12 protein-coding genes are annotated in these 11,388 nt (G+C 65.0%); 8 read left to right on the forward strand and 4 right to left on the reverse strand.

The window, feature by feature from the left end; genetic code table 11:
• Positions 1-5: 5 nt before the first annotated feature.
• The 5 genes from F0185_RS09620 (at position 6) to F0185_RS09640 (ending at position 5,005) form a co-directional block, all read left to right on the forward strand.
• Positions 6-578 carry a DNA-3-methyladenine glycosylase I gene (locus F0185_RS09620; protein ID WP_167223794.1) on the forward strand — a complete coding sequence of 191 codons (573 nt, stop codon included), beginning with the start codon at positions 6-8 and terminating at the stop codon, positions 576-578.
• Positions 575-2,215 carry an FAD-dependent 5-carboxymethylaminomethyl-2-thiouridine(34) oxidoreductase MnmC1 gene (gene mnmC1 / locus F0185_RS09625; RefSeq protein WP_167223795.1) on the forward strand — a complete coding sequence of 547 codons (1,641 nt, stop codon included), beginning with the start codon at positions 575-577 and terminating at the stop codon, positions 2,213-2,215. The genes F0185_RS09620 and mnmC1 overlap by 4 nt, the downstream gene beginning before the upstream one ends.
• Positions 2,216-2,367: 152 nt before the next feature.
• Complete coding sequence (locus tag F0185_RS09630; protein WP_229476863.1) at positions 2,368-3,015, forward strand: sensor histidine kinase; 648 nt, start codon at positions 2,368-2,370, stop codon at positions 3,013-3,015.
• Positions 3,012-4,697 carry a response regulator gene (locus F0185_RS09635; protein ID WP_167223797.1) on the forward strand — a complete coding sequence of 562 codons (1,686 nt, stop codon included), beginning with the start codon at positions 3,012-3,014 and terminating at the stop codon, positions 4,695-4,697. Before F0185_RS09630 ends, F0185_RS09635 begins: the two co-directional genes overlap by 4 nt.
• Before the next feature lie 92 nt (positions 4,698-4,789).
• A complete protein-coding gene (locus tag F0185_RS09640) occupies positions 4,790-5,005 on the forward strand; it encodes a hypothetical protein (RefSeq protein WP_099874024.1) in 216 nt (71 codons plus the stop codon).
• A 265-nt stretch (positions 5,006-5,270) separates the two neighbouring features.
• Here the strand turns inward: F0185_RS09640 and F0185_RS09645 are convergent, their stop codons facing one another.
• The gene (locus tag F0185_RS09645) at positions 5,271-5,930 is read right to left on the reverse strand and encodes a PhaM family polyhydroxyalkanoate granule multifunctional regulatory protein (RefSeq protein ID WP_229476865.1); all 660 of its coding nucleotides are present in this window, start codon (positions 5,928-5,930) and stop codon (positions 5,271-5,273) included.
• 133 nt (positions 5,931-6,063) lie between these two features.
• Here F0185_RS09645 and F0185_RS09650 point away from each other — a divergent pair, with 133 nt between their 5' ends.
• Positions 6,064-7,209, forward strand: a complete 1,146-nt coding sequence (locus F0185_RS09650) for a DUF3108 domain-containing protein (protein ID WP_167223798.1) — start codon at positions 6,064-6,066, stop codon at positions 7,207-7,209.
• 1 nt (position 7,210) lies between these two features.
• Positions 7,211-7,957, forward strand: coding sequence for a DUF3108 domain-containing protein (locus F0185_RS09655; protein ID WP_167223799.1), 747 nt, complete (start codon positions 7,211-7,213; stop codon positions 7,955-7,957).
• 124 nt (positions 7,958-8,081) lie between these two features.
• On the opposite strand, the gene F0185_RS09660 is transcribed toward F0185_RS09655, so the two are convergent.
• Complete coding sequence (locus F0185_RS09660; protein ID WP_167223800.1) at positions 8,082-8,477, reverse strand: hypothetical protein; 396 nt, start codon at positions 8,475-8,477, stop codon at positions 8,082-8,084.
• A 4-nt stretch (positions 8,478-8,481) separates the two neighbouring features.
• Entirely contained in the window at positions 8,482-9,387 is a 906-nt protein-coding gene (locus tag F0185_RS09665; RefSeq protein ID WP_167223801.1) for a LysR substrate-binding domain-containing protein, read from the reverse strand.
• 101 nt (positions 9,388-9,488) lie between these two features.
• Between F0185_RS09665 and F0185_RS09670 the strand changes: the two genes are divergently transcribed.
• Complete coding sequence (locus tag F0185_RS09670; protein ID WP_167223802.1) at positions 9,489-10,772, forward strand: MFS transporter; 1,284 nt, start codon at positions 9,489-9,491, stop codon at positions 10,770-10,772.
• 56 nt (positions 10,773-10,828) lie between these two features.
• Here the strand turns inward: F0185_RS09670 and F0185_RS09675 are convergent, their stop codons facing one another.
• The gene (locus tag F0185_RS09675; protein WP_167223803.1) at positions 10,829-11,260 is read right to left on the reverse strand and encodes a hypothetical protein; all 432 of its coding nucleotides are present in this window, start codon (positions 11,258-11,260) and stop codon (positions 10,829-10,831) included.
• Between the last annotated feature and the right edge of the window lie 128 nt (positions 11,261-11,388).

Genomic DNA, 11,388 nt, shown 5'->3' on the forward strand with positions numbered 1-11,388 from the left:
ACGTCATGACTATTGAACGCTGCTCCTGGGCCAACCCGGCCAATCAACGCTATCTCGATTACCACGACCACGAGTGGGGCGTGCCTTGCCACGACGAGAACACGCTGTTCGAAATGCTCAACCTGGAAGGCGCGCAGGCGGGCCTGAGCTGGGAAACGATCTTGAACAAGCGCGCAAGCTACCGTCTCGCTTTCGATCATTGGGATGCCGAAAAAATCGCCCGCTACGACGCCGCCAAGGTGGCCGAACTGCTGGCCAATCCCGGCATCGTGCGCAACAAGCTCAAAGTGGCCGCCGCCATCACCAACGCCCAGGCCTACCTGCGCCTGCGCGCCGAAGGCAGTTCGCTCGACGACTACCTGTGGGGTTTTGTCGACGGCCAGCCGATCGTCAACCACTACAGCGGCGACGAGCGCTCGCCGGCCAAAACCGAGTTGTCGGACCGGCTCTCGAAAGACCTGCTTCAGCGCGGCTTCAAGTTCGTCGGATCGACCATCGTGTACGCCTACATGCAGGGCATCGGCATGATCGACGACCACGCCGCCAACTGCTTCCGTCACGGGAAGCGGCGCGCATGAACTGGCAAAGCATCTGGGGCGAACGCGCCCACTTCGTCATTTTCGATGCCGCCTACGGCGATGGCGCGACCTTTCAAAAGACGCTGCACGCCTGGCGCAACGACCCGCGCCGGCCCGCGCGCCTGCATTACATTGCGCTGGCCAATGAAGCGCTGCCCGGCTACCGGCGCATTCCGCAAATTGAAGACGCGGTCACGCTCGACCTGCTCAGCGCGCCGCTCGACAGCGCGCTCGAACAACTGACGGCGCGGCTGGACGTGATCTGGCTGCACGACGTCCATGACGCCGGCACCCGCTTCGCCCACGCGCTGGGCAAGCTCGCCGCGCCGGGTGCGCTGCTCGACGCCGAGGGCTTGACGCACGCGCAAGTGGCGACCCTGGCGCGCGCCGGCTTTGCCTGGGAACCCGGCGGGCAGCGCGCCGTCTATGCCAGCCGCCGTCCGCAGGCCGAAGCGGCGCCGCCGCGCGCGCGCCACGCCATCGTGATCGGCGCTGGCCTGGCTGGCGCCGCCGCCTGCGAGCGCCTGTGCGTGCGCGGCTGGAAGGTGACCTTGATCGAACGCCATGCGCAGCCGGCGCGCGAAGCGTCCGGCAACCGGGCCGGCATTACCATGCCGCTGCTGTCGAAAGACGACAACCTGATGACGCGCCTGTCGCGCGCCGCCTTCCTGTATGCGCAAGCCTACTGGAACCGCATCGACGAGAACAGCATTGATCAAGCCCGCTGCGGCGTGCTGCAACTGGCGCGCGACGCCGCCCACGCCGAGGTCCAGCGCGCCATCGCCGCAAGCCACCCTTACCCGCTTGATTTTGCCGAGTGGCTGGAAGCCCCGGAAGCGACCGAACTGCTTGGCGCGCCCGCACCGGATGGGGCCTGGCTGTTCCGCCAGGGTGGCTGGATCAAGCCCGCCAGCGCCTGCGGCGCCATGCTCACCGCCTGCGGCGAAGCGTTGACACGCCGCTTCGGCGCCGGCACCGTGACGCTCGAAAAACGCGGCGCCGACTGGTGCGCCATCGACGCCGCCGGCGAGGTGCTGGCGCAAGCGCCGGTGCTGGTGCTGGCCAACGGCACCGGCGCGGCCGACGTGGCGCAAGCCGCCGGCCTGCCATTGGCCGCCGTCCGCGGGCAGGTTACCCACCTGGCCGAAGGCGCCGCGCCGGCGCTGCCCTTCGTGCTCTGTCGCGAAGCCTACCTGACACCCGCCGTCGGCGGCTTGCACAGCCTGGGCGCCAGCTACGACGATGACGACGATCCGGCCCTGCGCCAGGCCAGCCAGGACCAGAACCTGGACAAGATCCGCACCATGCTGGGCGACCCCGCACTCGGGCGCGACGCGCCGCTGCTGGGGCGCGTCGGCTTTCGCTGCGTGGCGCCGGACCGCATGCCGCTGGTGGGCGCCTTGCCCGACCCGGAGGCGGCCGGCCGCATCGAGCGCCTGCGCGACGTGCCGCGCCACCAGGGCGTGTACGGCTTGCTGGGCTACGCCTCGCGCGGGCTGACCTGGGCGCCGCTGGCGGCCGAACTGCTGGCCGCGCAACTCAATGGCGAGCCGTTGCCGCTCGAAGCGGACCTGGTCGCGGCGCTCGATCCGGCCCGTTTCCTGTTGCGCGAAAGGCGCCGTGGCGAGGTAGGATAGCGAACCGGGCCCCTTGTCATCCGGTTATAATTGGCATGTAGCAACTTTCCTGCAATCGATCGCCGCGCCCAGCGTGGCTGGAGCCGATCACGATGGACGATGCGCCCGAGTCGAACGAGCTGTTTTTGTTTCTTGCGTCTACCGCGCACGATATGAAAAACTCTGTCAGCGTGCTGAGCGGCACCCTGGAAACCTTGCTTGCGCAAGCCGTCCCTGGCGCCGAGGCCGCCTATCCCCAGATGGCGCACATGCTGTACCAGACCAAGCGCCTCAACGACAACCTGATCCAGTTGCTGGCCCTCTACAAGCAGGTCGGTAAACCTGCCTATCCGTTCGACATGCAGCCGCTGGCGATGGGCGACCTGGTGGCCCAGGTGGCCGGCGCGGGGCGCGTCCTGCTCGACTCGCGCCATATCAAGCTGGAAACGAGCGCCGACCCCGACCTGGTCTGGCATGTGGACGAAGACTTGATCGTCGGCGTGCTCGGGCATGCAATCAACAATGCCATTCATTACACCAAGGACACCATCCGCCTGGCCATCGAGGTGGTCGACGGCGACCTGGAAATCCGCATCGAAGACAATGGCGGCGGCTATTCAAACGCCATGCTGGGCGCCGGTGTGTCGGCCATGCACGGCGCCAGCGCGGGCGTGAATTTTTTGACCAACAGCACCGGCCTGGGTCTGTATTTCTCCAGCGAAGTGGCCAAGATGCACAAGCACCGCCAGCGCAGCGGCCGCCTGCGCCTGGAAAACGGCGGCGCGTACGGCGGCGCCTGCTTTGTACTGAGCCTGCCATGATCGTCGATCCCAAGCCGACCGCCAACCTTGCCACCAGCATCGACCTGGTCGACTGGGCCGGCAAGAATTACCTGGTGGTGGATGACTTCATCGGCATCCGCCAGTTGCTGCGCGAAAGCTTGCGCAACCTGGGCGCCAAGAACATCGACCAGGCCTCGAGCGGCGGCGAAGCGATCGCCATGCTGGCGCGCATCCGCTACGACGTGGTGCTGTGCGACTACAACCTGGGCGAGGGCAAGAACGGCCAGCAAGTGCTGGAAGAAGCGCGCGTGCGCAATTTGCTGCTGCCGAGCAGTGTCTGGCTGATGGTGTCGGCCGAGAAAAGTATCGAATCCGTGATGGGCGCGGCCGAACACCAGCCCGACGCCTACCTGATCAAGCCGATTACCGAGGGCGTGCTGCTGACCCGGCTGAACCGCGTGTGGCAAAAGAAACAGGTGTTCAAGCAGATCGACCAGGCGTTTGCCGAAAAGGATTACCTGCGCGCCGCCAAAATGTGCGACTCCCAGATCGCGGCCAACAAGCTGCACGAAATGGAATTGCTGCGGATGAAGGCGCGCCTGATGCTCAAGAGTGGCGAGCCCGAAAAAGCGCGCGAAACCTATGAAAGGGTGCTGCAGGAGCGCGATTACCAGTGGGCCAAGTCGGGCCTAGCCAGGATCCGCATGGCCAACGGTGAATACGAGCAGGCGCGCCAGATGTTCCAGGGCGTCATTTCCGAGAATCGCTACTACATTGACGCGTACGATCAGTTGGCGCTCACTTACCAGAGCATGGGGCAGATGGAGGAGGCCTGCGCCGTGCTCGAACGCGCCGCCAAGCTCTCGCCCAATTCGGTGATGCGCCAGCGCGCGCTCGGTCATGTGTCGCTCAAGCTGGGCAATGTGGCTATGGCTGAAAAAGCGTTCCGCAAATGCATTTCGATTGGTGAATATTCGGTGATGAAAACCGTCGACGCCTATCTTGGCCTGGCGCGCGTCTGCGGGCTCAAGCTCGACACCAAGGAAGCGATGCAATTGCTGGTGCTGGCCCAGCGCGAATTTTCAGGCGAGCAAGTCCAGCTGCGCTGCAAGATTACCGAAGGCATGGTCCACCACGAGAGCGGCGACTTCCAGCGCGCGCGCAAGGCGGGTGACGAACTCGACGAACTGCTGGTCACCAATCCTGAACGCCCGGATACGCCCACCTGCCTGGAACTGGCGACGTTGCTGTTTTCCGTCGGACACCGTGATTCGCCGGTCGAGCTGCTGTGTTACGTGATCAGGAACAATCACGACAACCTGCAACTGCTCGACGACGTGCAAAAAATCTTCGACCGCGCCCACATGAGCGACGAGGGGCTGGCGCTGATCCGTTCCTCGAAGAAGGAAGCGAGCGACCTGATGAACCAGGGCGTGTCGCTATGGAAAACCGGCAAGCTGCCCGAAGCGGTGGCCTGGATGCGCAGCGCGCGCATGAGCTTGCCGAACAACCTGCGCATCCTGTTCAACTCGGCGCAGATCCTGATTTCCCATATGCAACAGCTTGGTTTTGACGCCGAGCTGGCGGCCGAGGCAACCGAGGTGTTGCTTCACGTGGACAAAGTCTTGCCGGGGCAACAGCGCTTCGCCCAGCTCATGGAACAGCTTGCCGCACTGGCGCCGGGAGCGGCCGATGGGGCCGGCGGTGTTGATCCATCCTGAGCCGTTTTCACGTTTGCCCTTGTCCCCACGCTTGCTGGTGATAAACTGCTCACTGCGCGGAAGTTTCCGCATTCAAGAAGAAAGGGACGTACATGCGCGACATCGCAAATGAAGTCTATGAAAAAATGCGTGTAGGCAGCAGTGCATGGATTCGGCCAGTGGCCGCCAAGGGCGACACCGTGCCCTCGTTCCAGGCTGTGCATGAGCAAGTCAAACAGATGGCGGAAGATGGTTTGATTACCATTTCGACCATCAAACGCCAGGAAGATGGCTTGATCGACGCGATCAGGATTCAGCGACTGGCGTAAGTGCTGGGTTTTAGGAGTCAGCGGCTCGTGTAAGTGCTGGCTTTCAGAATCCAGCGACTGGCGTGAGCGCGCAGCCAATACCCTCAAAACCGTCATTCCCGCCACTGGCAGAAATGACTTCCCGCGCAGGCGGGAATCCAAGGCCTCTACGCTAAGCGACGGTGCCTTGGATTCCCGCCTGCGCGGGAATGACGGTTTTAAGGTTAACGGGAATGACGGTTTTTACGTTAGCGGGAATGACGCTTTTTAAGAAAGTGCCTTTGCGCTAAGCGTCGCTTTTCGGCTTGGCGCGGCGCGATGCGGCCTTGGCCGCACTTTCCGGCTCGGCCTGGTTGGCGTTTGTCGCGCCCCCTGATGCTCCCTGCTGCGCTGCTTTCCCTCCAGCATCTCCCGCCTGGCCGGCCTTGTCCGCGCCCGCTTCCGGCGTCATCGCCGTCGTTACCGCCTGGTTAAACTGTTCCTGAAGCATGTTCCACCACGCCACGGGATTGTTCATCGCGTTCACTGGCGGCGCTTCCTGTTGCTTGACTGGCTCCGGCGCCTTGGCCGGTGCAGGTGCCGGCTGGCTGAAAAATGCCGACGCGAACGGCGCCGCCGCCAGCACCGATTTTTCATCCGCACCCGGCTGCTTGACGGCCGCCGCCAGGGTCGCGCCCATCGATTTCAAGGTGGCGATCGTGCCGCGCTGCACTTCCATGGTCTGGATGGTGCCGCGCAGCATAGATACGTTGATGTTGAGCCAGGCCTCGACGGCTTTCAGGTCCGCGATTTTCTTGTCCAGCTCGTCGAGCGAGACGGGCGGCATGGCCATGTTGGGGAAGGACATCCCCGGCACGGCCATGCTTCCCCACAAATTCTTGACGAAGTCCAGCGTGTCGGTCACGGCGCCGACACCGGGGATGTTGGGCATGGGTGGTTTCAGCATGGAAGTCTCCGTTATGTAGAAGCTTGAGCGTAGCAGATAATTATCATCCTATCAAAGCTAGTTGTGCGAGGAGCAAAGCGCGCGCGCTGAGCGGTGTCAGCGGCAAAAGCGCGAGACACGTTAAACTGTGGCCATGACGATCGCATCCTTCCTATCCCGACGGCGCCGCGCCCTGGTGATCGGCACGGCGACAGTCCTGTTGCATGTCCTGGCGATCGACTTTGTCGGTGCGCGCATCGGACTGGCGCCATTCGACGCGCCCGCGCCTGAACCGGTGACCATCGTCGCCGTGCTGCACGCGCCGCTTGCACCACCGCCGCCAGCGCCGCCGCAACCGAAGCCGCCGCCAGCGCGACCGCGTCCGCCTGCGAAAGCCGTGCCGCCGCCCGCCGCCCCGCCGCCCGATGCCACGGCCGACGCCGAAGCCAGCCCGGCCGACGGCGCGGGCGAGGCCGTCGATGCCGCGCCGGCGCCCATGCAGGCGGGCGCCGAAGTGGCGCCCGCCGTGGACCAGGTCCCCGTTACTGCCTCCGCTACGGCCCCCGCCACGGCGCCCGAGCCGCCGGCGGCCGAGGCCGTGCCGCCCGAACCGGTCAAGCCGGCGCTCAAGGTCAGCCTGCCGCCATCGGCCGACCTGAACTTCGACGTGGCCCGCACCGACCGCGACGGCGGCACCTGGTCCGGGCTGTCGACCATCTCGTGGAAGCACGCCGCCGGGGCCTACAAGCTGTCGATGGAAGCGAGCGTGAGCGTGCTGGTGGCGCGCGTCAACCTGGTGCTGTTGAGCAGCGAAGGCACGGTCGGGCCAGGTGGCATCGTGCCGCGCAGCGCCACCGAAAAGCGGCGCGGCAAGACCCAGACCGCCACCCATTTCGGCGGGCCGGACGGCAAGATCACCTTTTCCGCCTCCGAGCGCAGCTATCCGATGGTGCCCGGAGCCCAGGACAAGGGGAGCTTCCTGATGCAGCTGGCCGCCATCGGACGGGCCGACAGCGCCCAGCTGGCCAGCGGCGTCGAACTGTTCGTCGGCGAAGAAAAGGACGCCAACCCGTTCGCTTTCGTGCTGGTCGGGCAAGAAGACATCAACACCCCGATGGGGCACATGGCGACCTGGCACGTCGCCCGTCCGCCGCGTCCGGGGGCTTACAACTCGCGCCTGGATATCTGGCTGGCGCCAGCGCACAACTGGTATCCGGTGCAGATCCGCAATACGGAATCGAACGGTTCGGTCACGACCCAGACGATCCACAAGATTCTCATCACTGATTTAGGAAACTGATATGCGACCATTATTTACACACCTGTTGGGCGGCGCCGTGCTGGCCAGCGCCTGCGCCGGTATTTTCGCGGCCGAACATGAAGCTGTGCTGCGCCCCTTCAACCTGGCGCCGTCGGCCGACCTGCATTACACGCTCAAGGCGCGCCAGAAAGGGCTGGCCCTGGCCGGCGAGGCCCAGGTGGCCTGGCGCGCGGGCGACGGCAAGTACAGCCTGGTCAACGAAACCCGCGCGCAAATGCTGGGCAAGATCCTCGAGAGCCGCAGCGAAGGCACGGTCGATACCTACGGCATCGCGCCGGCGCAGTTTGTCGAAAAGCGTTTCCGCAAGGAAGCGACCACGGCCACCTTCGACCGGGGCGCCAAGACCTTGAGTTTCAGCGCCGGCAAAGATACCTTCCCCCTGCTCGGCGGCGAGCAGGACCGCAGCAGCGCGCAGTGGCAACTGGCCGCGCTGGCGCGCGCCCAGCCGGAGAAGTTTACGCCGGGGTCGGAATGGCGCCTGTTCGTGGCGGGACGCAAGGATGCGCAGCCGTGGTCGTTCAAGGTAATCAAGCGCGAGAAGATTGCGACCGGGCTCGGTGAAGTCGAGGCCGTTCATCTGTCCAAGGCCCCGCCGCCGGGCGACAAGGACCAGACCGTCGACCTGTGGCTGGCGCCGGGGCACGACTGGTATCCGGTGCAATTGCGCTACAGCGATGAAGAGGGCGAGTTCATCGAACAGACTGTCGACAAGATCAACAAAAAATAGCCGTTGCCAGGCCCGGCAGGCACGCCCGCAGGCCCGGACTAGGCCGTGCGCAGGTGCTGGCGGGTTGGCTCGGCCAGCTCGCGCACCGCCTTTTACCGGTGCCAGGTCTGACAGCCCTTAGCGCTTAGCGCATGTCCGCGTAGGGATCGAACGGCATATCCTCGAACATATCCGCGCGGATAGTCGCCTGGTCGAGCGATGACAATTCCTGAGACGCTTCTTCGAAGCCCAGCATGTCTAGTACGCTCCACAATCTATCCGTCGCTTCCTCAGTACCGCGATGCCAGCGCCTGAACGCAAACGCAGCAAGCTGGCTGCGTCGTTCATAAGGCAGGGGCTGCCACGTGTGGTACTGCCTCATCAGTAGTTCAAACAGGGCATCCAGGATGCGTTCGGATGCTGCTTCATCTAGCGGAGCACGTCCTTCCGACGCCATCGATCGCATTAATTCTTCCTCGACCGCAGAGGCGGGCAGGTAATCAGGAAGTGAGCAAATACGCTCATGTTCGTCCTCGTTCATCAGCTTATTCTCCTGGAATTGAACTGCCGGCATCGGCCAGTTGATGGATGGCGTTGCGTAAAAGGTCGGCCAGCAGCGTGCTTAAAGCATTCTCGTCCACCGCCAGACGGTGCATCGTCAAGCTGATGCCTGGCAATGCCGGCAGCTTCGCCGCCACCGGATCGACCGGCGCCAGGTTCGACGGCAACCCAATGCGCGTGCGGATGGTCATCCCCAGCCCCGCAGCCGACCCCGCCCACAGCGCGGACAGGCTGGCGCTGGACAAGGCACAGCGCCAGCGGATGCCGGCCCGGTCCATGGCATCGGTGGCGATGTCGCGCAGCGCGCACGGCGCCTCCAGCAGCACCAGCGGCAGCGGTCCCTCTCCCCCGGCAAGCAGCGGATCGAACCCGGCCGGCCCGATCCAGTGCAGGGGCAGGGTGGCGAGGCGTTCGCCGGCCAGCCCGTCCGCGCCGGCCTCCCAGGTAATCGCCAGGTCGAGCTGGCCGGCCGCCACGCGCCGCTGCAACTCGGCGCTGCGCGCCACGCACACCTCGATGCGCGCGTTGGGATGGCTGCGGATAAATTGTCCCAGTACACGCGCAAGCAAGGCTTCGCCCACATCTTCCTGCAAGCCGAGCCGCACTTCGCCTGCCAGGCTGGCGCTGCGCAGGGCCAGCGCGGCTTCATCGTTGACCTCCAGCATGCGGCGCGCATAGGCCAGCAGGGTCGCGCCAGCGTCGGTCAGCGCCAGGCCGCGTCCCGCCTTGCGAAACAGCACGGCGCCCGCCTGGTCTTCCAGTTTCTTCAATTGGGCGCTGACGGCCGAGGTGGAGCGCCCCAGCTGCGCGGCCGCCTTCGCGTAACTGCCGAGGTCGATTCCGGTGGCGAAGGTGCGCAGAATATCCAGATCAAAATTCACCAGTCGCATTGATTGTCCTGTTTTATGGCACGATTGCCGTCATATTATCTGATATTCAAAACAGTCGTGCCGGCCGACAATCGAGCCTCCCACTTCATCAGGAGCCCAGATTGTCCGCCATCGCCACCACCGCCGCACCCGATCGTCACCGTTGGAAAGTATTGAGCGTGGGCGTTGCCGCCAACGCCAGTTTTGCCGCCGCGTTTGCCGGCATTCCCGCCGCCGCGGTCATGATGCGCTCGGCGTACGGCTTCAGCGACGCCGCGCTCGGCCTGGCGCTGGGCGCGATGGGCCTGGGCATCGCCTGCAGCGAATTTCCGTGGGGCGTGCTGACCGACCGCTGGGGCGACCGCAAGGTCTTGCTCACCGGACTGGGCGCGACCGCGCTGGCGCTGCTGTCGATGGCGTTGTGGGGCGTCCCGGGCGGGCAGTCCGTGCCAGGGCTGGGGCTGGTCGGCGCGGGACTGCTGGTCGTCGGCATGCTGGGCGGCAGCGTCAACGGATCGAGCGGGCGCGCGGTGATGGTCTGGTTCAGCAGTGCCGAGCGCGGCATGGCGATGAGCATCCGCCAGACGGCGGTGCCGCTGGGCGGGGCGGTCGGCGCGCTGATCCTGCCGACCCTGGCGCGCGAGGCCGGCTTTGCGGCGGTCTACGGCTTGTTGTCGGCGTGCTGCGCCATCAGCCTGTTGCTCACCTGGACCTGGCTGCGCGATCCGCAAGCCGGCGCCAGCGGCGCGGCCGCCGTTGCCGCCGCCGAGGCTGCGCCGCCGTCGGACCGGGGCCGGCTGTGGGCAATGGTGGCCGCCATCGGCATCCTGTGCGCGCCGCAATTCGGCATCCTCACCTTCGGCACGGTGTTTTTGCATGACGTGCTGCATGCCGGGCTGAAAGCCACCACCAGCGCGCTGGTCGGCCTGCAATGCGGCGCGATGGCCATGCGCGTCTGGAGCGGGCGCTGGACCGACCGCCACGGCAACCGCGCGCGGTTCCTGCGCGCCGCCGCCTGGATCAGCGTGCTCTGCTTTGTGATCCTGGGAGTGGCATCCTGCTTGCTCGCGCGCACCCTGGCGGACGGGCCGCTGGTGCTGGCCGCCATGCTGGTGGCGCTGGCCGTCAGCGGCGTGTGCGTGTCGGCATGGCATGGCGTCGCCTATGCCGAGCTGGTCACCCTGGCGGGCGCGCACAGGGCGGGTATGGCCTTGGGGATGGCCAATACCAGCGTGTTCGTGGTGTGTTTTGCGACCGCGTCGGCGATTCCGCACATCAATGCGCTGGCCGGATGGGCTGGCGTGTGGCTGGTCGGGGCGGTGTGCGCGGCGCTGGCCTTGCCGCTGTTTGCCCGCTCGGCTCGTGTCCGAATGTCAGACCTGACACCGGGGGCGCCGGGGATTTAGTTGCCTGCTACAGCCGTGCTCGTGTCCGAATGTCAGACCTGACACCGGAGGTGGGGTTAGCGTTGTTTGATCTGTGTGTACGGATTGCCTACTGTGTCGCCGAATTCGGCGAGCGCCTCGCGCAGTTCGGCGGCGATGATGGTGTCGAGCGTCTGGGGATCGAGCGAGGTGGCGAACGCCAACGCATCGGCCAGCCCCAGGGTGCGGATAATGCTGATCAGTAGCGCGGTCGACGCCAGCGAGCGCCGCTCCCAGACCCCGATCGCAAACGCGCTCAGGCGCTTCCTGGCCGCATGCGGCAGGATTTCAAAGGTTTGCCATTGCCTGTCTGCAAGTTGCGCCAATGCTTCCATCATCAACAGCTTTTCCTGCGCGTCCGGCATCCCATGCCGGAACGAGCGCAGCAGGGAGGCGAGTTCCTTTTCCACCTGCGGAGACGGCAAATAATCGGGCAAGGCTGTAATCCTTTGCAACTCTTCGTGATTCACGCATCTCTCCTCTTAATGATGTGATATTACTTTAGTTTCAATACATCTTGCAATTATGAAACAAGATTGCAAGCAGGGTTGGCACATTTGGACAGATTGCCTTGGCTTAACTGATATACTGACGCCCC

This window comes from Massilia rubra (assembly GCF_011682065.1).
Taxonomy (GTDB): Bacteria; Pseudomonadota; Gammaproteobacteria; order Burkholderiales; family Burkholderiaceae_D; genus Telluria_A; species Telluria_A rubra.

Bases quoted from the DNA above. Each gene is read 5' to 3' on its own strand.
- F0185_RS09620 (WP_167223794.1), top strand. From the start codon at position 6: ATGACTATTGAACGCTGCTCCTGGGCCAACCCGGCCAATCAACGCTAT.
- mnmC1 (WP_167223795.1), top strand. From the start codon at position 575: ATGAACTGGCAAAGCATCTGGGGCGAACGCGCCCACTTCGTCATTTTC.
- F0185_RS09630 (WP_229476863.1), top strand. From the start codon at position 2,368: ATGAAAAACTCTGTCAGCGTGCTGAGCGGCACCCTGGAAACCTTGCTT.
- F0185_RS09635 (WP_167223797.1), top strand. From the start codon at position 3,012: ATGATCGTCGATCCCAAGCCGACCGCCAACCTTGCCACCAGCATCGAC.
- F0185_RS09640 (WP_099874024.1), top strand. From the start codon at position 4,790: ATGCGCGACATCGCAAATGAAGTCTATGAAAAAATGCGTGTAGGCAGC.
- F0185_RS09645 (WP_229476865.1), bottom strand. From the start codon at position 5,930: ATGCTGAAACCACCCATGCCCAACATCCCCGGTGTCGGCGCCGTGACC.
- F0185_RS09650 (WP_167223798.1), top strand. From the start codon at position 6,064: ATGACGATCGCATCCTTCCTATCCCGACGGCGCCGCGCCCTGGTGATC.
- F0185_RS09655 (WP_167223799.1), top strand. From the start codon at position 7,211: ATGCGACCATTATTTACACACCTGTTGGGCGGCGCCGTGCTGGCCAGC.
- F0185_RS09660 (WP_167223800.1), bottom strand. From the start codon at position 8,477: ATGAACGAGGACGAACATGAGCGTATTTGCTCACTTCCTGATTACCTG.
- F0185_RS09665 (WP_167223801.1), bottom strand. From the start codon at position 9,387: ATGCGACTGGTGAATTTTGATCTGGATATTCTGCGCACCTTCGCCACC.